Below are 21350 nucleotides of genomic sequence, written 5' to 3' on the forward strand. Positions count from 1 at the left end.
CGCCGGCGACCGTCGCCGAACGCGTCGGGGCGCTCACTCTGCCAACGCCGTGTCGATCCTGGCCTTGAGCAGTTCGTAGCTGGGCATGGTCGGCAGCTCGACGCCGTTGAGGAACAGTGTGGGCGTGCCCTGCACACCGAGGGCGAGGCCGTCGTCGAAATCTTGGTCCACGCGCGCGCTGACGGCGGGATCGTTGACGTCACGCTCGAATGCGGCCATATCCAACCCCAGCTGTTCGGCAAAACCCCAGAACACTGCTGCCTGAGACTGGCTCGACTCGCCCCACTGCGCCTGCGTTTCATACATACGCTGGTACATCGGCTCGAGACGGCCCTGCCGGGCCGCGGCCTCGACGACCCGGGCCGCCAGATGGCTGTTGGTGTGGCTGGGAATGGGGAAATAGCGGATGCCGATGTCGATCCGTCCGGCGTACTCGCTGCGGATCCGCTCCATCACCGGGTACAACGCTCTGCAGGACTCGCACTCGAAATCGAGGAATTCGACCAGCTGAACCTTGTCGTCGGGGGCGGTGGACAAGGTGCGGATGTCCGTTGTCCACACCGGTGTCGCGGCAGCACCGGACGACTCCTGCCCGTCTTGTCCGTTCGATTCGGCGCGGTTGGCGTAGAGCACCACCGCCAGCACCACCACGAACACGGCCACCAGTGCCGCGGAGACTTTCATATTGGGCGTCAGTTTCATGTTTCGTCCGTCTCGGTACCGGGAGCGAGCCGGCAGTGTCACCGACCCACCGTAAAACTACGCTACATAGTAGATGGGCTAGGGTAGAGCCCGGTCAGCGCCCTTCGCGTTCTATCGACAGGCCACCGCCCCGGACGCCATGCCGGTGCCAGGGAGGCCGAGAAAGTATGCACCCATGAAGAAACTCGTCACGATCTTCGCCGCCGCCGCAGCAGTGCTGCTCCTCGGCGTCACGCCCGCACAAGCGCACAGCACGTTGATCGGCTCCATCCCCGCGGCCGACGCCGCGGTGGCAGGTTCCCCGCAGGAAATCGAGCTGCAGTTCAACCAGTCCATCAATACCGCGTTCGCCACTGTGACCCTCACCGACGGTGAAGGTACGCAACGCGGAAGCTCCGAGTCGATCGTCGACGGAGACCGGGTGCGGCTGTCGATCCCCGAATCCCTGGCCGCAGGGGACTATACCGTCGGTTACCGGGTCATCTCCGCCGATGGCCATCCCATCACCGGCTCCTACGCCTTCACCGTCACCGCGGCGGCCGGGCAAGCCTCGGCTCCTGATGCTCCGGCGGCCTCGTCCGCCACGTCGGCCGCGGCCACACCCGAGACCACTGAGACCACAGAGGCGCAGGCCGAGTCCGCAGACGCGGAATCCTCGGGCTCGTCGGTGCCACTACTGCTGATCTTCGCCGTGCTGGGAGTGCTGGTCGTCGCTGGCGGCACCTGGGCAGCGGTACGCGCCTCCCGCAAGAGCTGACACGCAGACCGACGGAACGGTCTGTACACCGCCGACCTTCTCGCTCCGTCCCGACGCACGTGCGCGACGCCTTGAAATTTCGGTTACCCTGATTTTTAATTCAGGGGAACCTTAAGAGTGGCGGATGACGCTGACACACGACCTCGGGCGCACGCAGCGATGGCGCCGCTGGACACTTCTCGGACCGGCATTCGTCGCCTCCATCGCCTACGTCGACCCGGGCAACGTCGCCTCCAACGTCAGCGCCGGCGCTCAGTTCGGCTACCTGCTGGTGTGGGTGGTCGTGGCGGCCAATGTCATGGCCGCGTTGGTGCAATACCTGTCCGCCAAACTGGGTCTGGTCACCGGCAGGTCGTTGCCCGAGGCGCTGCGTGAACGCATGCCTCGGCCGGTGCGCTTGGCGTACTGGGGGCAGGCGGAGCTGGTCGCCATGGCCACCGACCTGGCCGAGGTCATCGGCGGCGCCATTGCCCTGAATCTGCTCTTCGATCTCCCGCTGCTGGTCGGAGCGCTGATCACCGGGGCGGTCTCGCTGATCCTGCTGCTGGTACAGGACACACGCGGTCAGCGCGGATTCGAACGGGTGATCACCGGTCTGTTGGCAGTCATCGCGATCGGCTTCGTCACCAGCATCTTCGTCGCCCCGCCCCCGGCCCACGCTGTCGTCGACGGACTCGTGCCGCGCTTCGACGGCGCCGAATCGGTCCTGCTGGCCGCGGCCATGCTCGGTGCGACCGTGATGCCGCATGCGGTCTACCTGCACTCGGGCCTTGCCCGGGACCGTCATGGGCATCCCGAACCCGGTCCACGACGAACCCTGCTGCTGCGGGTCACGCGCTGGGATGTCGGATTGGCCATGGTGGTGGCGGGAACGGTGAATCTGGCCATGCTGCTCATGGCCGCGACGACGTTGCGCGGGCGAGAAGGGGTCGATTCGATCGACGGGGCGCACACGGCACTGGGTCAGGAACTCGGTCCCACCGTGGCGCTGCTGTTCGCCCTGGGGCTGTTGGCCTCCGGGTTCGCGTCGACCTCGGTGGGAGCTTATGCGGGGGCGTTGATCATGGACGGGCTGCTGCGCAGACGGATCCCGCTGCTGGCGCGTCGTCTGATCACCCTGGTGCCGGCGTTGGTGGTGGTCGCACTCGGGACGGACCCGACCCGGGCGCTGGTGCTCTCGCAGGTGGTGCTGTCGTTCGGTATTCCGTTCGCGTTGATTCCGTTGGTGCGTCTGACCAGTGATCGGGCGCTGATGGGTACCGAGGTCAACCATCGGCTCACCACCACGGTGGCCTGGATGATTGTCGGCACGATCACGGCGCTCAATCTGGTGTTGATCTACCTGACGGTGTGGCCGTGACTGCGTCGCTGCCGACGATCCGGATCAGGGCCGCGGCGGCGCCGGTCGGTATTTCCGCTGGCCATCGACGAGGCGAATCTCATCGTTGATGCGTGTGCGCATCCGGCGCAGAGCCACCAACGACACGGCCATGCCGGTGAGTACGCCGACGATGAGCACCCACGTCAGCGACACGTCGAGCCCGAGAATGCGGACACCGGCCACTGCGGCAGCGGCGCAGCCGGCCACGAGGGCAAGCCGGGCCCCGGTGTAGAGGAACATCAGACGGGGCAGACGCATCGTCGACGACTGTTTCATGAGTACTCCTCGGAGCTGATCCGGACGAGGCCGTCCGGGCTGGTGGCGGGTTCACCGGTCACTTCATCGGTAGAGGTGCGGCGCCTCGGGCCGTGAGCAGTTGCTGCATCGTCGTCGATTCGGCTTCCTGAGTGTCCGTGATCTGTTGTGCGAGCGTGGTGACCACGTGTTCGGACGCGTTGGCCGCGGCGTAGCGCGCCATCGGCAGGCCGCCTTGATGGTGCCGGAGCAGCAGTTGCAGGTACCGGGTGTCGAAGACGGGACCGGTGGTGCGGCGGAGTGTGTCGAGTTCGGAGGTGGTGGCCATCCCGGGCATCGATGATCCGGGCGTTCCCGACGCGGTCGGGCTCGCCGCGTGCTCGGCCATGGTCGGCATCGTCTCGGGGCCGCCCTCGGTGCCGTCCATCCAGGTCATCGGTGTGCCGGGAGTCTGCAGCGGTCGGTCCCACATGGCCAACCAGCCCTGCATCGTGCCCCACTGGCTCTGCTGGGTGGTGATCACGTCGTAGGCGAGGGTGCGCACCGCCGGGTCGGTGGCGTTGGTCAGGGCGATCGCCGACATTTCCACAGCCTGGCTGTGGTGCACCGACATGTCCTGGGCGAAACCCACGTCCACCGAATCCTGTGCGGGCGGCTCGGAATGACCGGATCCCAGTCCGCTGGCGCTGATGCCCAGATAGAGACCGACGACGAGCGCGAACACCGCCACCGCGAGCAGGCGGCCGAGCCCGGCTGGCCCACCGGGGGCAGGAGCGACAGGGACGACGCTGTCGCCGACCTCAGTCATCGCAGGCTCAGCCATTGCGGGGCTGCAGGTTCGAGCCCACCGCCGGTGCGGTGGGGGCAGATTGCCCGCCAGCTGCCATGGGGACGGCGTCAGGCCCCGGCGGGGAGGCATCGAACGGCGGCGGTGAGCTCGGATCGAAACTGCCCGGCGTGGTGGAGCAGGTGGCGCCTGCCTCCGGGTGAGTGTTGGGGTTTCGGCGCAAGGCGGTGATGAACTGGTCGAGTCGATCGTCTTCGGAGTCGTCGAGCGCGAGGCGGTGGCCCCACGACTGCACCGAGATCGCGGATGACAAGCCGGGGTAGGGCGAAAGCAGGGTGTACGGCTGGCCGTCGACCAAGGCCTGCAACGTCGGCACCTCGTCACCGGCGACCTGCTGCGGGTCGTACGTAATCCACACCGCGCCGTGTTCGAGTGAATGCACCGCGTTCTCGCTGCGGATCGGTTCGGGATAGATCGTGCCGGTACAGGTCGCCCAGTACTGATCGTGCGGGCCTCCCATCGGGGGGCTCTGGTCGTAGGCCACCCGCTGGGGTGCCTGCACGTGGGTTCCGGCCGGGTAGTCGATCTTCTCCACCCCGTCGATCGCCGTGGACGGATCGGGATTGTCGGCGCTGGGCACGTACTGCTGGGCCTCGGCGCGGTCGGCGACCTTCGGAGCGAGGGTGTACGCGATGACGCCGATCAAGGCCATGATCACCGCGACAGCGCCGATCATGGGCCACGGCACCCGGCGCGAGTCGGCCAGTGTGAGCGGTCTGCGTCGCGTGGGGGGCGCCTGTGACGTCGGTCTGTCTGAACTGTTCACCGCGAGAGCCTTCCTCGGCACCGATGGGGCATGGCCCCCATTAAATACTATTGATCATAGTATTTAATGGGGGCCATGCCGGGTTACCCCGTTACTGCCGAGCCGGCGACGATCACATCCGCGACGGATCGGTCGCAGGGACACCTCGCTGCTGCAGCCACTGGGTCGGATTGACCTTCGCACCGGCCGGATCGGTGGTCTCGAAGTGCAGGTGCGGTCCGGTGGACTGACCTCGATTGCCGACAGTGGCGATCTGCTCACCGGCCTGCACCCGCTGTCCCACCTCGACCAGCGTTTCGTTGATGTGGCCGTAGGTGCTGGTGGACCCGTCCTCGTGCCGCACCTGGACCCACAGGCCGAACCCGGACGCCGGCCCGGAGTCGATCACGGTGCCCGATGCGGCAGCGTAGACCGGGGTGCCGACGGTGTTGGCGATGTCCAGACCGGCGTGCGACGACCCCCACCTGGGACCGAACGCGGAGGTCAACGTGCCCGACACCGGGGCGACCGCGAGAGGCTGCGGCCTCGGCACTGACCAGGGGGCCTGGCTTGCCGGCGCCGCCCCGGCCGACGGCGGGGCCGGAACAACCGCGGCAGGAGGTGCCACCGCGGGCACGTCCGGAATCGCGGCGAGCTGATCGAGCACTGCCTTGACCTCCGGAATCGCGGTAATCGCGGCGAGTTCGGGCGGCAACGGGGCCGGAGCTGCGGTCTGCACGCCGTCGGATGTCGACGCGGCGGCGGTGCCCGGAGCGAGGAGCTGTGATCCCACGATCAGCAATGCGCCGGTGGCGACCGTCGAGGCGCAGGTCGCGGTGGCGGTGCGCTTGGCCGGGGCCCGGTGACGTCCCCCGCTGCCGAGCGAGTCTCGCGTGAACTCCGGCGATATCTCGGGAAGGTCACGGTTTCGGTGCGGATTGGTGGCGTGGTGCCGTCCCACAGTAATGCTCCTGACAAGCGGTTTTGGTGTAGATCTGTCGTTGTCGTGACGGACAAGGTAACGAAACGATATACGACTCGGGCTGTAAAAACTACCCAACTTAGTAGTTGATGGGGGTTCTTCGGCGATCGGTCGCGCAGCAACACCGCCACCCGCCGCGGACGTGAACGCTTCGAAAACCGAACCGGGCCCGGGTGCCGTCGCCCGAGCCCCTGGGGTACTCACCGGCAGGACGCGAAGAGAGCAGAGACCTGAACATCGCGCTGCGGTCGGTGACGACGGCTCGGTCGAGCAGCGCACGGACCCTCTATCACCGCGACGGTTTACGGATGCCGTGCTCGACAGTGTCGGTCGGTGCGCGATGAAAGCGGTGGTGGCGATGCCGTCGACCACGGCCCGTTACGACCGAGGTCAACGGACGGAAGAGTGAACGCACGCTTCGACGCTCGGCTCGGGCCGGGACGGTGTCCTGACCGCAGGTGCAGCGATCGGCGGCGGGCACGGAACGCATGACGGCGTCGACATGCTGTCCGCATCCGCCCCATCCGGTCTTTCCGCAGTTCGTGCAGTCGACGGGGTAACACATGGGAGGCATCCTCGATGAGAGATCATTACGGACCCAGAAGGGTCAGAAGTGGGAGGCTGCGCGTTGTTCGGCAACCTTCGTATGGATCTCGGCCATGTCGAGGGCCTCGATCCGGGTGATCAGGGCCCTGAGAGCCGGCGCCGGCAACGCGCTGGACTGTGAGTAGACGAGCCCACCCTCGCGGAAGGCCATGCTCGTCGGAATCGAGCGGATGTGCGCCATGGCGGCGAGCTGCTGTTCGGCTTCGGTGTCGACCTTGGCATGCACGATCTCGAGGTTCGCCTGTGACGACTTGTCGAAGACCTGGGCGAAGGCGCGGCACGGGCCGCATCACGATGCCCGGAAGTCCACGAGCACGATGCCGTTGCCCACAATGGTGGATCCGAAGTCTGCCATCGTGAGGTTCTTCGTCGCCATGTTTTCCGCCCCTTTCGCGAGGCCGGAATGATCAGGCGGGGACGTGGGATTCGGCCCACATGTTGTAGCCGCCGAGCAGATCCGTGACGTTCTCGAAGCCCTGGGCGCGCAGTAGCGACGCCGCGACGCTCGAACGCCATCCACCGGCACAGTGCACCACGATCGGCTTGCCGGCCGGAACCTGGTCCAGACGGGACCGCAACTGCGCCAAGGGGATCGGCACCGCGCCCGGGATGACCCCGGATTCGCGCTCACCGGGATTGCGGATGTCGATGAGGGTGACGGCATCGGCGGCGAGCAACCGGTCGAGCTCTTCAACCGTCCTCCTGGCTGCGGTCTCGACCAGATCGGTCAGCTCCGCAGGGAAGACCCCATCCCGGTCGAGGTTCAGATAGCCTGCCGCGCCGTCGGATCCGATTCGAGCTAGACGCACCGCGGCGTCCTGCTCCTCACCGGGATAGGTGATCAGCACGATCTTCTCACCGACCTGGGCAACCATGCCACCGGTCTCTGCGAAGCGACCGTCGAATCCGACATTGACCGAATCGCGTAGATGTCCGGCAGCGAAATCGTCGACACTACGCGCATCGAGAACGCGCGTACCGGCGGTGAGCTCGGCCTTGACCTGTTCCGGGCTCAACTCGGGAATCGTGCGGTCCTGTACCAGAAGCGGATGCATCCGCTTGTTCATGGCCGCATCGACCGAGAAGTACGACGGGGCCGCCGGCTGACCCTCGGTGACCAGGGCAACGAAGGCGTCCTCGCTCATCGGCTGCACGGACGGGTTGGTGACGCGCTGTTCCCCGATGGTCGAGGTCAGTTCCGTCGATAAGTTCTTCCCGCACGACGAACCGGCACCGTGAGCGGGCATGACGACGACCTGATCGGGCAGCGTCAGCAGCTTCTCGTGCACGGTGTGATACATGGCTCGCGCCAGATCGCTGGCCGAGCCGTCTCCGAGGTTGACCAGGTCCGGACGGCCGACGTCGCCGATGAACAGCGAGTCGCCGGTGAGAACTGCGGTCGGGACGGCGCCGGGATGTTCGCGCACCAGCACCGAGATCGATTCCCAGGTGTGGCCCGGTGTGGACAGGATTTCGAGCTCCACCCCGCCGAAGGACAGCTTCTCGCCCTCGCGTAGGCGGCGGATCGGGAAGTCGGTCTCGGCGGCCTCCCCGAATCCGATCCACGCGCCGGTGGCCTCGACCAGCTCGAGGTGTCCGGAGACGAAGTCGGCGTGGAAGTGGGTGTTGATCACACCTTCGATGGTCAGTCCGTACTTCGCTGCATCGGAGAGGTATTCGGTGATGTCGCGGCGTGGGTCGACCACGATCGCCCGGCCGGTGCCGGGGTCGCCGATGAGGTAGGACGCGTGGGAGAGGCACTCGATGTAGTACTGCTCGAGAATCATGGCTTCCTCCGTTGCTGGGATTGGGGTGGTGTTCCGGGGATGTAAACATCGTGTCATATACCCCCGAGGGTATGTCAAGTACCCCTGGGGGTATGAGAGGGAGGCGTTTCGCGGATGTGGTCGAGCGGGAAGTTGTCGATGGACCATGCCGTAGCCGGGCGCGTCGGCGTCTGCGTCGAGCGCAAGGCCGGCTCAGCGGTGACCCCAATGGTTCGACACTGACCACGAGTTCTGTGAGGTCGTCATTCAACTCGCGGCGGCATCCCGTGCGCTGCATCGCGCCAGCTTCATGACCATCTCGGATCAGCTCCGCCGATGCGTCCTCGACGGGCGGGACACCGCATGCGCTGGCCGTCTCACTGAAGCGCACCCCGAGAAGTTGTTCCCGCCTCGCCTGGCCTTGGGTAACGACGCTCCTTTCTTATACCCATGGGGGTATATGTACGATAGTCGAGGATACCCCCGGGGGCACCTTCGTAAGCCGCCCCGATTTCCCCATCGAAAGGCCACCCATGACCGAGTCTCCCGCCGTCACTGTCGATCCGAATTCCTTGCACGAGTCGATCGAGTCCGGCAAGAACGTGCGGATCATCGACGTACGCACTCCGGGCGAATTCGAGTCCGTGCACATCCCCGGCGCCTACAACGTCCCCCTGGACCTGCTGCGCGAGCACCGCGACGAGTTCTGCGCCCATTTAGACGAGCACGTCGTGCTGGTGTGCCGCTCCGGACAGCGCGCCGGTCAGGCCGAACAAACCTTGCGCGAAGCGGGATTGTTCAACCTCCACATCCTCGGCGGCGGCATGCTCGCCTGGGAATCGGCCGGCCTTCCCATCAATCGCGGTGCCGAACGCTGGGATCTCGAACGTCAGGTCCGGCTCGTCGCCGGCTCGCTCGTGCTGAGCTCGGTTCTCGGCAGCCTCGCCGTGCCGAAGCTCAAGTGGCTTGCCGCCGGAATCGGCGGCGGGCTGACCTTCGCCGCGCTGTCGAACGCCTGCGCGATGGGCATGCTGCTGTCCAGGCTGCCCTACAACCGCGGCGCCTCGTGCGACGCCCGGAGCATCGTCGCACAGCTGGTCGAGTCGAAGACCGAACGCGCCGGGAGGAACTGATCATGATTGCGTTGACCGTGGCGCTGGCAGTCCTGGTCGGTGTCACCCTGGGGTTGCTCGGCGGTGGGGGCTCGATCCTCACCGTCCCACTTCTGGCCTATGTCGCAGGCATGGACGCCAAAGAGGCGATCGCCACCTCGCTGCTGGTCGTGGGTGTCACCAGCGCGGTCGGCGCAATTTCTCACGCGCGCGCTGGCCGTGTCCAGTGGCGTACCGGACTTCTGTTCGGTCTGGCCGGCATGGTCGGCGCCTACGGTGGTGGTCTGCTCTCGCGCTTCATTCCGGGCACCGTTCTGCTGCTCGGCTTCGCCGTGATGATGATCGCCACGGCGATCGCGATGCTCCGTGGCCGCAAGAGCAAGGCCACGCCGGGCGGCGGCAATCCTTCGATGTCGGTCGGAAAGATTCTGCTCGACGGTGCGGCCGTCGGCCTGGTCACCGGCCTCGTCGGTGCCGGTGGGGGCTTCCTCGTCGTGCCGGCCCTGGCATTGCTCGGCGGGCTACCGATGCCGATTGCTGTCGGCACGTCGCTGATCGTGATCGCCATGAAGTCCTTCGCCGGCCTCGGCGGTTACCTGTCCACCGTGCAGATCGATTGGCGCCTGGCGGCGATGGTCACCGGGGCTGCCGTCGTGGGCAGCCTGATCGGCGGTCGCCTGACCTCGCTCGTCGATCCGGACACCCTGCGCAAGAGCTTCGGTTGGTTCGTGCTGATCATGTCTTCGGTCATCCTCGCGCAGGAGATCCACCCCGGCGTGGGGGTCGCCGCAGCGGCACTCACGGTGGTTGCCGCCGGCGCCACCTATGCCTGTCCCCGCATGGAGCATTGCCCCTTGCAACGACTCGGAGGGCGCCGTCGCGCCTCCGTGGCGGCGGGCTGACAGGAAAAATCGGAAGCAATCGACCTACCCTCCGGAGCACCGCAAGTCGCCCTCTTCGACAGACCCGATCCAAGGAATCACCATGCACGAAGTCGACACGGCCGCTTTGATCCAGGCGTGGGAGTCCGGAGCTCCGGTGCTAAACGTCCGCGAAGACTACGAGAACATCCAAGGTCATGTTCCCGGCGCCCAGTTGATCTTCGCCGCCCGGGGTGCGGGCGAGGTTCAAGGCGAGGCAGTACATCGAGGTGTTTCACAACCGACAGCGGTTCCATTCCATCCTCGGCTACCGCACTCCCGCAGAAGCCCGAGCCGATCACAACGCTCAGATGGCTACCGCGGCCTGAATCCACAAACAGACCTCCGCGTGCTGAAACTGGCGGCCGAACACGGGGTGCGTATCACCCATGTACTCGAAACACACATCCACAACGACTACGTCACCGGCGGTCTCGAACTGTCCCGCACCCGCGATGCCGAATACCCGCACACCGGGAATGGCACAATCGTGGTCGGTCGGGGCGCCGGCGGTCGCACACCTCATACCCTGTCCGGATACCCCCAGGGGTACGCTGATGTGAAGACTAGGAAAGGACCTCCCCATGGTCGGCGACGAAGACAGCATCGCTTTGGTACTCAACCGGTTGCGCCGCGCCCAAGGCCAGCTCGCCGGAGTGATCTCGATGATCGAGCAGGGCCGCGACTGCAAGGACGTTGTCACCCAACTCGCCGCCGTGTCACGCGCACTGGACCGCGCCGGATTCAAGATCGTCGCGACCGGCCTGAAGGAATGCCTGACCGACACACCGCAGGACGGCAAGGAACCCATGACCGAGGCCGAACTCGAAAAACTCTTCCTCACCCTGGCCTGATCAGGGCCCTCCCACGAGAAAGGCAGAACATCCCATGGCACTCGCACTGTCGACCACTCTGCACACCTCGTTCAACGACGCCGTCGAGCGCACCCGCAAGGCCCTGTCCGAGCAGGGGTTCGGAGTGCTCACCGAGATCGACATGAAGGCCACCTTGAAGGCGAAACTCGGCGAGGACATGGAGGACTACGTCATCCTCGGCGCCTGCAATCCGCCGCTGGCGCATCGCGCAGTGACGGTCGACCGGCAGATCGGGCTCCTGCTCCCCTGCAACGTCGTGGTCCGCACCGACCCGAACGATCCGAATACGGTCGTGGTCGACGCGATGAACCCGCAGATGATGGTGCAGGTCGCCGACCAGCCGGGACTCGCGGAGGTCGCCGACGACGCCACCGCCGCGTTGCAGACCGCCATCGACTCCCTCAAAGCGGACACGGCCAAGAACTGATGCCCTCGTAAATTCGGCGGCGGGTCCTTCCTGATTACGGCCACGCTAGTTTCTCAAGGGCAGGGCACCGCTTTCGAAGGTGCGGATCGATCGAAGACTGTCCGGGCCAAAATCGTCGGGAGGCCCCCTGTCCATGGTGCCGGCTTGCCATGCCAGCAATGATCACCTGCTTGGCATCTACGAGCCTCGTGTGGATAGTCGATGGCCTGTCTGCCCTTAACGTGACGCAATTGACCCCCGGATACCCGATGGACTTCCGGACACCCGGTCAGTTCGCTCGCAAAGTCGTGCCATTAAGGCGGAAGATCACAGTGAGTTCTCGGTCGATGGCGTCGAAAATCGATAGGTTTTAAGGCGTCTCGGTGAGTTCAGCATCTACTGTATAGTTCAGTAGATGCTGACTACCGATTCTCGTATGGATGTGATGAACCGGTTGGGGCGGGCGATGGCCGATCCAACGCGGTCGCGAATACTGCTGACTTTGCTGGAGCGGCCGGCCTTCCCGGCGGAGCTGGCCCGGGATTTGGAGTTGACCCGTTCGAACGTGTCGAACCATCTGGCGTGCCTGCGCGACTGCGGGATCGCCGTGGCCGTGCCCGAAGGCCGCCAGACCCGGTATGAGATCGCCGATCCGCACTTGGCGCGGTCGCTGTCCTCCTTGATCGAGGTCACCCTCGCGGTCAATGAGAACGCCCCCTGCTTGGACCCCGCCTGCTCAGTTCCGGGCTGTTACGCCACGGAGGTGCAGGCGTGATCCTGTCCTCGGCCCTGCAGGCGATCGGTCTTTTCATCGCCACCAACATCGACGACATCATCGTCCTCTCACTGTTCTTCGCCCGCGGCGCGGGCCAACGCGGAACCACCGCACGCATTCTGGCCGGCCAGTATCTTGGATTCGTCGGGATCCTCGGCGCCGCTGTGCTCGTCTCCCTGGGCGCGGGAGCCTTCCTGCCTCCGGAGGTCATCCCCTACTTCGGGCTGATCCCATTGGGCCTGGGACTGTGGGCCGCGTGGCAGGCCTGGCGCGGGGACGATGACGACGACGCAAAGATCGAGGGCAAGAACGTCGCCGTGTGGACCGTGGCCGGCGTAACCTTCGCCAACGGCGGGGACAATATCGGCGTCTACGTCCCCGTCTTTCTCAACGTGGGCCCGGGAGCCGTGGTCGCCTACTGCATCGTGTTCTTGGTGCTGGTGGCGGGACTGGTGGGCCTGGCCAAGTTCGTCGCCACCCGCCGGCCTATCGCCGAGATCCTGGAGCGCTGGGAACACATACTGTTCCCGATTGTCCTGATCGGCCTGGGGGCTTTCATCCTGATCAGCGGCGGAGCATTCGGCCTCTGACAAGACTGACGCAAACCCCACCGCTCACATGTGAGCCGCCGCCTGCTCTAGCCCTCGCCACAGAACACCCGCTTAAGTACGCCGCCGCCATGGAGTAGCTACAGAAGGCCGCCACTGAGCGATCAAAGTCCACAGACCGCGCGGAGCCCGACGTAGCCCACGCACGCGCAGATTCCCGTCTTACAGTCCCCTTGTACCGGAGGTGTCAGTTCAGTCCGGCGTAGGAGTGCAGACCGGAGACGACCATGTTGATGATGAACAAGTTGAACAGCATGGCCACAAAGCCGACGATGTTGATCCAGGCCGCCCGGGTTTCCCGCCAGCCGGCGGTGGCCCGAGCATGCAGATACGCGGCGTAGATCACCCACGCGATGAACGAGACGGTTTCTTTCGGGTCCCATCCCCAGAACCGGCCCCACGCAGCTTCGGCCCAGATCGCGCCGAGGACGACCCCGGCCCCGAACAACGGGAACGCGAAGATCGTCGTCCGATAGGCGAGACGGTCGAGGGCACGGGCGTCCGGGAGCCGTTGCATGAATCGCGCCAGCCGGGTGTGCGGGCGTGTCTCGGCGTTCAACGCCAGCAGAAACAAGGTGCTGGCCACCCCGGAGACGAGAAACACTCCGCTCGAGACGGACACGACCGAGACGTGAATCGGCAGCCAGAAGGACTGCAGCGCCGGAACCACCGGGGCGGCGTCGGCGTAGAGCACGGTGCCGGCGACGAACAACAGCAGCAGCACCGGGATCAGAGCGAAGGCCCACAGCACGCGCAGCCCCGGACGGCGCAGCACGATCAGACCGGCCAATACCCCCACCGCGCAGGTGACGGTGACGAACTCGTACATGTTGCCCCACGGGAAGCGCGCAGTGGCCAGCCCGCGCAGGACCATCGAACCGATGTGCAGGATCAACGCAACCACGATCACGCTGACACCCATGCGGCCGAGCCGGTCCGACCACTGCCGCCGAACCGGCTCGACGACCCGGCCCGGCACTTCCGGCGAGGACGCGGATGTGGTGGCGGCAGAGACGAGGACGGGCGCGGTGCGGCGTACCCGTACGGCCGCGAACTCGGCGACGAACAACACCAACGCCAGAAGATAGACAACGAAGGCGGTTTCGAAGCTCAGATCGGAGTAGCGGGCGAGGGTCTCGTCGATCGGCATGCGTTATCGGTCCTTCTGCGCAGGAAGAGGAATGTCGGGAAGAAGGCGCTGGCAGATCGTGGTGAACTCCGATCCCCATCCGGCCTGATCGGTGCGGGCCAATCCGCCGAGTTCGACGGCGGTGCCGGTGCCGTCGGGGCGCAGCCGCACCCAGATCCGGCGGCGCTTGATCACGAGCGAGGCCAGCAGCCCGCCCATCATGGTGATCGCGAAGACCAGTACCCAGTTCTGGGCGGGATCGTGGGAGACCTGCAGGTAGGCGAATTCTTCGGCGCCGTCGAACCGCACACTCGTGCCGTCGGCGAGTGTCGTCGACTCGCCCGGTCGCAGATTGACCCGGGCCTGCTTGACCAGCCGGCCCTGATTGATCATTTCGGAGTTCAGCGTGAAGATCGACTGCGGGATACCGGTGTCCAGACCGGTATCGCCCTTGTAGATGTCGATGGCCACGGCCGGATCACGCATGTCGGGAAACACCGAGGTCAGCAGGGTGCCGTCGAATGCTGCGGTGGGGGCGAACAACCCTTCGAGCGCAATCTGGTTGCGGCGGCGCTCGTCCGGGTCCGGATAGGTACCGCCAGGCGGATCGAAACGCATGGCTCCGCTGCTGAGAAACGTGGTGGCGTCCTGCGGGGCGAACTGCAATGTTTCGGTGCGCGACTGTCCGTCGGGGAAGGTCACGGTGAATCGGGGGGCGTAGCCGTGGCCGGTGAGGTAGACCCGTTCGTTGCCGAGCCGCAGGGGTTCGTTGACCCGCAACCGGTGTTGCTGCCAGCGGTCGGTGCCCAGATCTTCTCCGCTCTGGTAGGAGATGTTCGAGGTGAACATTTCCGCTTGGCCGTTGTCGAGGTAGTCGGCCGAGAAGTCCTCGACCCTCAGGCAGAAGGGATCGAGTCCGGTGCCGTCGGTGGCGGTGCCGGCGCGGAACGAGTCATACACCGCCGGGGACGTGTTGCAGAACCCAGGGCCGCCGTCGGCGATGACGATCACCGCGCCCTCGTAGCCGAGCAACCGGCCGGTGGCCACCGCCACCAGCAACCCCACCAGGGAGAAATGGAAGACCAGATTGCCGGCCTCACGCAGGTACCCCTTCTCGGCGGAGATCTCCTGGTTCCCGTCGTCGTCGGTGCGGGTGAGTGTCCGCCAGCCCCGCAGCATGGTCTGTACCTGCGCGCCGGTGGCGTCGACCGGGGTCTCGAGGAACCCCTGATGGTGATGGGGCAGTCGGGACAGATTGCGTGGTACCGCGACCGGAGCACTGCGCAGTGCGCGCAGATGCTCGCGCAGGCGTGGGAGCAGGCACCCGATGAGCGAGATCATCAGCAGCGCGTAGATGGCGGTGAACCAGAAGCTGGCGAACACGTCGAACAGTTCGAGCCGGTCGAGGAGTGGGCCGAGGACCGGGCGGGCGGCGATGTACTCGTCGACCTTGCCGGCGTTGAGGTTGCGTTGCGGCAGCAGTGCCCCGGGGATTGCGGCGACGGCGAGCAGGAACAGCAGCACCAGGGCGGTGCGCATCGAGGTGAGCTGGCGCCACAGGTTCCGGGCGGCCGCGACTATGCGCTGCCACGAAGAAGGTTGCGGGAGCGGCGGTGTCGGTGCCGGGCTCCGGTCGGTGACGGTCATATCGGTAGTACCGTGCTGGTGACGAACTCGTCGCGAATCCACGCGATGAACAGCTCCCATGCTCCGGTCAGCAGAGCGATGCCGACCCCGAGGAGCATCACGCCGCCGACGATTTGGATGGTGCGGGAATGTCGGCGAAGCCATCCGACGCTGCGTAGGGCCGAGGACGAGCCGAATGCCAAGGCGAGAAACGGCAGTCCCAGTCCCAGGCAGTACGCGACGATCAACACCACGCCGCGGGCGGCGGTGGTGCCTTCGGTGCCGGCCGCCACGGACAGGACCCCGGCCAGCGTCGGTCCCAGGCACGGTGTCCATCCCAGCGCGAAGACCCCACCGAGCAGTGGTGCGCCGGCGAGCGAGGAAATACGCCGGGGCGCGAAACGAGTGTCTTTCTGCAACGCCGGAATCAGACCGATGAACGCCAGGCCCATCACGATGGTGACCACCCCGCCGAGGCGTTGGAGCAGCTCCTGGTTGATCCGCAATGCCCCGATCACCCCGAATATCGAGGCGGTGGCCAGTACGAACACCACGGTGAAGCCGGCGACGAACAAGCCGGCGGCTCCGGTGACCCGCCATCGGCCCGCGGTACGCACCTGGGTAGTGGTGGCCCGCTCCTCGGTGGTCAGCGCCGGTACGTCAGCACCGGAGATCCCGGCCAGATACGACAGATAGCCGGGAACCAGGGGCACCACGCAGGGGGAGGCGAACGAAATCAACCCGGCCAACACGCAGGCGCCCACCGCCAACAGCAGCGGCCCGGACGCGGCCGCCTCCTGGAAACTCGCACCGATTCCTTGAGCAAGCATGATCATTGTTCGGCCGCCACTCGTTCGATGACCGGTTGCAGGTCTTCGGTCAGCAGCGCCCGCAGGAACACCGCTGCGACGCGATGCTGACGGTCGAGAACGAGCGTGGACGGGATGACGCTGGTGGGAAAGGTGCCGCCGAGGGCGGTCAAGGTCGCCATCGGCGGGTCGTAGATCGAGGGGTAGGAGACGTTGTTGTCGATCACGAAGTCCTGGGCCTTGTCGCGTTGCGGGTCGCGGACGTTGATGCCGAGAAACTGCACCCCCAGATCCCGGGTGGCTTCATAGGCGCGTTCGAGATCGTCGGCTTCGCTGCGGCACGGGGCACACCACTGGCCCCACAGGTTGAGCACGACCACCTCTCCGGCGTAGTCGGCCAGATCGACGGTCACCCCGTCGGTCATCAGGTCCGGGCCGAAGAGTGAGCCGACAGCGCCGCGTTCTGCCGGTGGATCGTAGAAGATGTCGGTCTGGCCGCCGGGGGCGACGAAATCGAAGGTGCCGCCCTGGGCGACGGCGTCGGATCCGGTGCCGCACGCGCTCACCCCCACCAGCACCATCACGGCGAGGACCATTCGACCCAGCAGGCGACACACCTGTCCGCCTGCCGGGTTCGCGCCGGTCATCGCAGCAGCCCGTTCACCGCGGAACGGGCCTGCTCGGGGTCGGAGAACACCGCGGGAGTGGTGATCCGGTCCACCGCACCGTCCCGCTGCAGAAGGAAGGTCAACGGCAGCACGGGTGGGCCGGCCAGTGCCTGCTGCACCCGGCCGTCGGTGTCGGTGAACGAGGGGTAACCGATGCCCAGGTCGGTCATCAGCGCCGCGGCGGAGGACCCGGTGTCCTGCACGTTGACACCGATCACCCGCACCGCGCCGGGCTCGCGGGCGTAGACGTCGAGCACCGGCATCTCTTCCCGGCACGGCCCGCACCACGACGCCCATAGGTTGAGCAGGGCCGGTTCCCCGGCCAGAGCGCTGCCGAGATCGACGAGGTGGTCCGAGCCCAGGCACCGCACCGTGACGTCCGCCAGAGGGCCGGTGGCCTCGGCAGCGGTGCCGGTCGGGCAGGGCGGTGTGGCGACCGGGCCGGGCTCAGCATTGCGTGCCGGAGCGGGCAGTGAGGACACCGCCGTCGGATGTAGCCCGGAATCCGTTGGGGTCACGGCGTGGTCCTCCTGTCGGGGCCACAGCGCCACCATGAGCACGGCGATGGCGAGTAGACATGCGATCGACCATGCAGTTCTGGCGGACATGGGCCCTCTTCCGTTGTCGTCCGACCGAAATACTACGTGAGATAGTATTTTGGTCGGACGTCGGTAGGTGAGCAGGAAGACGTGCCTCGCCGGGTTCTCACGCGCCGGAAACGCATGTAAAGCCCCGATTGTGCTGAGGCGCCCCTGCGTGCGCCTTCGTTTCGGGGGTGGCGCGTCCGCACTGACGAATCGTCGCCGGCCCGTGGGGACGTCAGCCGTGTGGCGCGACTCCGATGCAAAGCTCCGCGCCGCCCCCTCCCTACTCATATCGATGGAAGCCGGTTATTATCGCCATATGACGATCAATAAAGTCGGTTGTCTCGCCGACGACGCAGTGAATCCGGCGGTGGCGTTGTTCCACAGCCTCTCCGACGGCACCCGGCTGGCGATCGTGCGCCGCCTCGCCGCCGGGGAATCCCGAGTAGCGGACCTGGTCGGCGAGCTGGGATTGGCGCAGTCGACGGTGTCGGCGCACGTGGCGTGCCTGCGGGACTGCGGCCTGGTGCAAGGCCGACCCGAGGGCCGGCAGGTGTTCTACTCGCTAGCCCGACCGGAACTGCTCGACCTGCTCGCCTCGGCCGAAACCCTGTTGGCCGCCACAGGCAACGCCGTCGCGTTGTGCCCGAACTACGGCACCGACACGGGAGTGACGGCATGAGCGACGCATGTGGGTGCGGCCCCGACGAACCCCGCCCCGAGGGCGAGGACGACCACGAGCCCGACAAGTGGTGGCAGGTCACCGAGATCCGAGCGGCTGCCGCCGCGGGTGTCCTGCTGATTGCGGCCCTGATCGTCCGCGTCACCGGTGGGCCCGACGCTCTCGGGACGGGCTTCGAGGCGGTGGCGCTGATCGTCGCCGGCTACACCTTCGTCCCCTCCACCCTGAAGCGGCTGGCCCGCGGCAAGATCGGGGTCGGCACCTTGATGACGATCGCCGCCGTCGGCGCCGTGCTGCTCGGCGAGGTCGGCGAAGCCGCGATGCTCGCGTTCCTGTTCGCCATCAGCGAGGGCCTCGAAGAATACGCGGTCACCCGCACCCGACGCGGCCTGCGCGCCCTGCTGAATCTGGTGCCGGACACCGCCACCGTCCTGCGCGGCGGCCGCGAACAGACCGTCGCCCCAGTAGAGTTGACGCTCGGGGAGATCATGATCGTCAAACCCGGGGAGCGGCTCGCCACCGACGGCACCATCCGCACCGGGCGCACCGCCCTGGACACCTCCGCGATCACCGGGGAATCGGTGCCGGTCGAGGCCGGACCGGGCGCCGAGGTGTTCGCCGGGTCGATCAACGGCACCGGCGTTCTCGAGGTCGAGGTCACCGCCGGCGCGCAGGACAACTCGCTGGCCAAGATCGTGAAGATCGTGGAGGCCGAGCAGTCCCGCAAGGGCGAGGCCCAGCGCCTGGCCGACAAGATCGCCAAGCCCCTGGTTCCCGGGGTGATGGTCGCCGCGGCGTTGATCGCCGCGATCGGCAGCATATTCGGCGATCCGCTGGTGTGGATCGAACGCGCCCTCGTCGTGCTGGTCGCCGCCTCCCCGTGTGCGCTGGCCATCGCGATCCCGGTGACCGTGGTCGCCGCGATCGGCGCCGCCTCCAAGCTCGGCGTCCTGGTCAAGGGCGGCGCAGCACTCGAAGCGTTGGGCCGGGTCCGCACCGTCGCGCTGGACAAGACCGGCACCCTGACCCGCAACCGTCCCGAGGTCATCGACGTCGCCACCACCGGCGATGCCACCCGCGCCGACGTCCTGAATGTCGCCGCCGCGCTCGAGGCCCGCAGCGAACATCCCCTCGCTGCAGCGATCCTCGCCGCCGTCGACGACTACACCGCGGCCGAGGATGTCGACGCCGTCCCCGGCGCCGGACTGACCGGTCACCTCGGCGGCATTCCCGCCCGTCTGGGCCGGCCCGGGTGGATCGACCCGGGCCCTCTGGCCGCGGATATCGAGCGGATGCAGCACGCCGGAGCCACCGCGGTGCTCATCGAACGCGATGGCACCCTGATCGGGGCGATCGCGGTGCGCGACGAACTGCGTCCCGAAGCCCGCGACGTCGTGGCGGGGCTGCGCCGCGACGGTTACACCGTGGCGATGCTCACCGGCGACAACGAGCGCACCGCACGAGCGTTGGCCGCCGATGTCGGTATCGACGAGGTGCACGCCGATCTGCGTCCTGAGGACAAGGCCCGCATCATCGACGCCCTCCGCGGTATGCGGCCGACGGCGATGGTCGGCGACGGCGTCAACGACGCGCCGGCCCTGGCCACCGCCGATCTGGGTATCGCGATGGGCGCGATGGGCACCGATGTCGCGATCGAGACCGCCGACGTCGCGCTGATGGGTGAGGACCTGCGGCACCTGCCCCAAGCCCTGCAGCATGCCCGACGCTCGCGGACGATCATGTTGCAGAACGTCGGCCTGTCGCTCGCGATCATCACCGTCCTGATGCCCCTGGCCCTGTTCGGGGTACTCGGCCTGGCGGCGGTCGTCCTGGTTCACGAGGTCGCCGAGATCATCGTGATCGCCAACGGCGTCCGCGCCGGACGTGCCCGAACCCTCACCGCCGTCACACAATCGACAAAGACGCCGGAATCGGCCACCGGAGTCAGGCCATGACGTTGGATGACAGCTCCGCCACACCCTCGGGTGCCACGGCCGGGCAGCGTCGCAGACGCGGCAGTCTCGTAGTACTCGCCGGCGCGCTGGCTGCTCTCGCGCTGATCCTCGATCCGGTGGCACGCGACGCGCTATCTGACGGGCGGGCAATCGATCTCGGTCTGCTGCAACTGCGCCTGACCTACAACACCGGGGTCGCATTCAGCCTCGGCGACCAGCTCCCCACTGCCGTCGTTCTCGCCGTCACCGCGGCCATCACTGCGACGATCGCTGTGTACGCCTGGCGCACCGCACCCCACAGTCCACCGATCCAGACCCTCGGTCTCGCCGCGATCGTCGCCGGCGCCACCGCCAACGTCATCGATCGCTTCCTCGATGGCAAAGTCACCGACTATTTCCACACCGGATGGTTTGCCACCTTCAACCTCGCCGACACCTACATCACCGGCGGTGTCGTCCTCGTCCTCGGCGCACTGCTCCTCGAATCCACCAGGAAGGACCCCACGCCATGAGCCGAATGCCCGACTCTCTACGCACGGTCTACATCGCGGAAATGACCGCCGCCCGCCACACCGACGACGACACCGCACGCTGGCACCACCTCGAACGCGCCCACATCCTGTCCCAGCCCTACCCCTGGCCGCACACCCGCAACCACCTCGCCATGCTCGGCCTCGCACTGCGCCAGCGCGATCGCCGCGAGGCCATGGGCCAGGTCATCAGGATCCTGGTCGCCGCCCCCGGCTCAGCGATAGGCCGCTACCCGGAAGGAAACACCGGACGTACTGCAGCTGGGTTGATGACCCCGATGCCGATCCCCGCCGATCTGGCCTCACTGCTCACTCGGCCCGCCTGAAACCGCGTTGCTTGCAGCGACTGTGCCACATCGAAACGGAGACACCTCCGGCTAGTTGACCGCCTCCAGCGCTTGTTCCTGCACCGTCCGCTCTGCCTCGGCTCGACAGCGCCGGTCAGAGAGCAACTTTGCACATGTGCTGCGCGCCACGGATAACCGCGCGGCGAAAAGGAAACGACGCGGCACATCAGAGTCGCAGGGCTCGACTCTCCCTCGCACTGCCGAGTCGAGGCGAACGAGTCCTGCGACCTGACCTCCCTTCCCTCGAGAAGGGAAGAACCTTCTCCGTCATGCTACGAGGAAA

General features: G+C 66.6%; 23 protein-coding genes and 2 pseudogenes. 13 read left to right on the forward strand and 12 right to left on the reverse strand.

Translation table 11 applies throughout. From position 1 onward, the window contains the following. Positions 1 to 33: 33 nt before the first annotated feature. Positions 34 to 702: a DsbA family protein gene (locus ACFWCF_RS17210; protein WP_378563620.1), complete on the reverse strand. Its 669-nt coding sequence runs from the start codon at positions 700 to 702 to the stop codon at positions 34 to 36. A 175-nt stretch (positions 703 to 877) separates the two neighbouring features. Here ACFWCF_RS17210 and ACFWCF_RS17215 point away from each other — a divergent pair, with 175 nt between their 5' ends. Together ACFWCF_RS17215 and ACFWCF_RS17220 are read left to right on the forward strand one after the other, a co-directional pair. Beyond that, entirely contained in the window at positions 878 to 1459 is a 582-nt protein-coding gene (locus tag ACFWCF_RS17215; RefSeq protein WP_378563623.1) for a copper resistance protein CopC, read from the forward strand. Positions 1460 to 1583: 124 nt separating this feature from the next. Continuing rightward, a complete protein-coding gene (locus ACFWCF_RS17220) occupies positions 1584 to 2819 on the forward strand; it encodes an Nramp family divalent metal transporter (RefSeq protein ID WP_378563626.1) in 1236 nt (411 codons plus the stop codon). A 24-nt stretch (positions 2820 to 2843) separates the two neighbouring features. Here the strand turns inward: ACFWCF_RS17220 and ACFWCF_RS17225 are convergent, their stop codons facing one another. The 6 genes and pseudogenes from ACFWCF_RS17225 to ACFWCF_RS17250 all read right to left on the reverse strand — a co-directional run bounded on the left by ACFWCF_RS17225 (position 2844) and on the right by ACFWCF_RS17250 (position 8062). Next, positions 2844 to 3116: a DUF4229 domain-containing protein gene (locus ACFWCF_RS17225; protein WP_378563629.1), complete on the reverse strand. Its 273-nt coding sequence runs from the start codon at positions 3114 to 3116 to the stop codon at positions 2844 to 2846. 58 nt (positions 3117 to 3174) lie between these two features. Next, positions 3175 to 3903: a DUF305 domain-containing protein gene (locus ACFWCF_RS17230; protein WP_378563632.1), complete on the reverse strand. Its 729-nt coding sequence runs from the start codon at positions 3901 to 3903 to the stop codon at positions 3175 to 3177. A gap of 7 nt (positions 3904 to 3910) precedes the next feature. Further along, positions 3911 to 4618 carry a DUF3105 domain-containing protein gene (locus tag ACFWCF_RS17235; RefSeq protein WP_378564061.1) on the reverse strand — a complete coding sequence of 236 codons (708 nt, stop codon included), beginning with the start codon at positions 4616 to 4618 and terminating at the stop codon, positions 3911 to 3913. Positions 4619 to 4820: 202 nt separating this feature from the next. Continuing rightward, positions 4821 to 5648: a M23 family metallopeptidase gene (locus tag ACFWCF_RS17240; RefSeq protein WP_378563635.1), complete on the reverse strand. Its 828-nt coding sequence runs from the start codon at positions 5646 to 5648 to the stop codon at positions 4821 to 4823. A 628-nt stretch (positions 5649 to 6276) separates the two neighbouring features. Next, positions 6277 to 6651, reverse strand: a pseudogene (locus ACFWCF_RS17245) (thioredoxin family protein). A 31-nt stretch (positions 6652 to 6682) separates the two neighbouring features. Then, positions 6683 to 8062 (reverse strand): rhodanese-like domain-containing protein, encoded by a 1380-nt coding sequence (locus ACFWCF_RS17250; protein WP_378563638.1) that lies wholly within the window; start codon positions 8060 to 8062, stop codon positions 6683 to 6685. A gap of 512 nt (positions 8063 to 8574) precedes the next feature. On the opposite strand from ACFWCF_RS17250, the gene ACFWCF_RS17255 reads away from it, so the two are divergent. The 7 genes and pseudogenes from ACFWCF_RS17255 (at position 8575) to ACFWCF_RS17285 (ending at position 12719) form a co-directional block, all read left to right on the forward strand. Continuing rightward, positions 8575 to 9174: a rhodanese-like domain-containing protein gene (locus tag ACFWCF_RS17255; RefSeq protein ID WP_378563641.1), complete on the forward strand. Its 600-nt coding sequence runs from the start codon at positions 8575 to 8577 to the stop codon at positions 9172 to 9174. Positions 9175 to 9176: 2 nt separating this feature from the next. After that, positions 9177 to 10055 (forward strand): sulfite exporter TauE/SafE family protein, encoded by an 879-nt coding sequence (locus tag ACFWCF_RS17260; protein WP_378563644.1) that lies wholly within the window; start codon positions 9177 to 9179, stop codon positions 10053 to 10055. Positions 10056 to 10380: 325 nt separating this feature from the next. Next, positions 10381 to 10539, forward strand: a pseudogene (locus ACFWCF_RS17265) (MBL fold metallo-hydrolase); the annotation flags it as partial. A gap of 118 nt (positions 10540 to 10657) precedes the next feature. Beyond that, entirely contained in the window at positions 10658 to 10927 is a 270-nt protein-coding gene (locus ACFWCF_RS17270) for a metal-sensitive transcriptional regulator (protein ID WP_378563647.1), read from the forward strand. 34 nt (positions 10928 to 10961) lie between these two features. Beyond that, complete coding sequence (locus ACFWCF_RS17275; RefSeq protein ID WP_378563650.1) at positions 10962 to 11375, forward strand: DUF302 domain-containing protein; 414 nt, start codon at positions 10962 to 10964, stop codon at positions 11373 to 11375. Between the two features lie 394 nt (positions 11376 to 11769). Then, positions 11770 to 12129, forward strand: a complete 360-nt coding sequence (locus ACFWCF_RS17280; protein ID WP_378563653.1) for an ArsR/SmtB family transcription factor — start codon at positions 11770 to 11772, stop codon at positions 12127 to 12129. After that, positions 12126 to 12719, forward strand: coding sequence for a cadmium resistance transporter (locus tag ACFWCF_RS17285; RefSeq protein WP_378563656.1), 594 nt, complete (start codon positions 12126 to 12128; stop codon positions 12717 to 12719). Before ACFWCF_RS17280 ends, ACFWCF_RS17285 begins: the two co-directional genes overlap by 4 nt. Before the next feature lie 205 nt (positions 12720 to 12924). Here the strand turns inward: ACFWCF_RS17285 and ccsB are convergent, their stop codons facing one another. Genes ccsB through ACFWCF_RS17310 form a run of 5 tightly spaced genes read right to left on the reverse strand, consistent with a single transcriptional unit; the run spans position 12925 to position 17577 of the window. After that, positions 12925 to 13887 carry a c-type cytochrome biogenesis protein CcsB gene (ccsB, locus tag ACFWCF_RS17290; protein WP_378563659.1) on the reverse strand — a complete coding sequence of 321 codons (963 nt, stop codon included), beginning with the start codon at positions 13885 to 13887 and terminating at the stop codon, positions 12925 to 12927. Between the two features lie 3 nt (positions 13888 to 13890). Next, the gene (locus ACFWCF_RS17295) at positions 13891 to 15513 is read right to left on the reverse strand and encodes a cytochrome c biogenesis protein ResB (protein WP_378563662.1); all 1623 of its coding nucleotides are present in this window, start codon (positions 15511 to 15513) and stop codon (positions 13891 to 13893) included. Beyond that, entirely contained in the window at positions 15510 to 16328 is an 819-nt protein-coding gene (locus tag ACFWCF_RS17300; protein ID WP_378563665.1) for a cytochrome c biogenesis CcdA family protein, read from the reverse strand. The genes ACFWCF_RS17295 and ACFWCF_RS17300 overlap by 4 nt, the downstream gene beginning before the upstream one ends. Then, the gene (locus ACFWCF_RS17305; RefSeq protein ID WP_378564064.1) at positions 16325 to 16897 is read right to left on the reverse strand and encodes a TlpA disulfide reductase family protein; all 573 of its coding nucleotides are present in this window, start codon (positions 16895 to 16897) and stop codon (positions 16325 to 16327) included. Before ACFWCF_RS17305 ends, ACFWCF_RS17300 begins: the two co-directional genes overlap by 4 nt. 47 nt (positions 16898 to 16944) lie before the next feature. Then, entirely contained in the window at positions 16945 to 17577 is a 633-nt protein-coding gene (locus ACFWCF_RS17310) for a TlpA family protein disulfide reductase (protein ID WP_378563668.1), read from the reverse strand. Positions 17578 to 17872: 295 nt separating this feature from the next. On the opposite strand from ACFWCF_RS17310, the gene ACFWCF_RS17315 reads away from it, so the two are divergent. The 4 genes from ACFWCF_RS17315 to ACFWCF_RS17330 are packed head-to-tail and all read left to right on the forward strand — an operon-like array spanning position 17873 to position 21046. Further along, a complete protein-coding gene (locus ACFWCF_RS17315; RefSeq protein ID WP_378563671.1) occupies positions 17873 to 18235 on the forward strand; it encodes an ArsR/SmtB family transcription factor in 363 nt (120 codons plus the stop codon). Further along, positions 18232 to 20190: a heavy metal translocating P-type ATPase gene (locus ACFWCF_RS17320; protein WP_378563674.1), complete on the forward strand. Its 1959-nt coding sequence runs from the start codon at positions 18232 to 18234 to the stop codon at positions 20188 to 20190. The genes ACFWCF_RS17315 and ACFWCF_RS17320 overlap by 4 nt, the downstream gene beginning before the upstream one ends. Further along, positions 20187 to 20702, forward strand: coding sequence for a signal peptidase II (lspA, locus tag ACFWCF_RS17325; protein WP_378563677.1), 516 nt, complete (start codon positions 20187 to 20189; stop codon positions 20700 to 20702). Before ACFWCF_RS17320 ends, lspA begins: the two co-directional genes overlap by 4 nt. Then, positions 20699 to 21046 (forward strand): DUF3703 domain-containing protein, encoded by a 348-nt coding sequence (locus tag ACFWCF_RS17330; protein WP_378563680.1) that lies wholly within the window; start codon positions 20699 to 20701, stop codon positions 21044 to 21046. The genes lspA and ACFWCF_RS17330 overlap by 4 nt, the downstream gene beginning before the upstream one ends. Positions 21047 to 21350: the final 304 nt, after the last annotated feature.

Origin of the sequence: Rhodococcus sp. NPDC060090 (genome assembly GCF_042729855.1) — a bacterium.
Taxonomy (GTDB): Bacteria; Actinomycetota; Actinomycetes; order Mycobacteriales; family Mycobacteriaceae; genus Rhodococcus.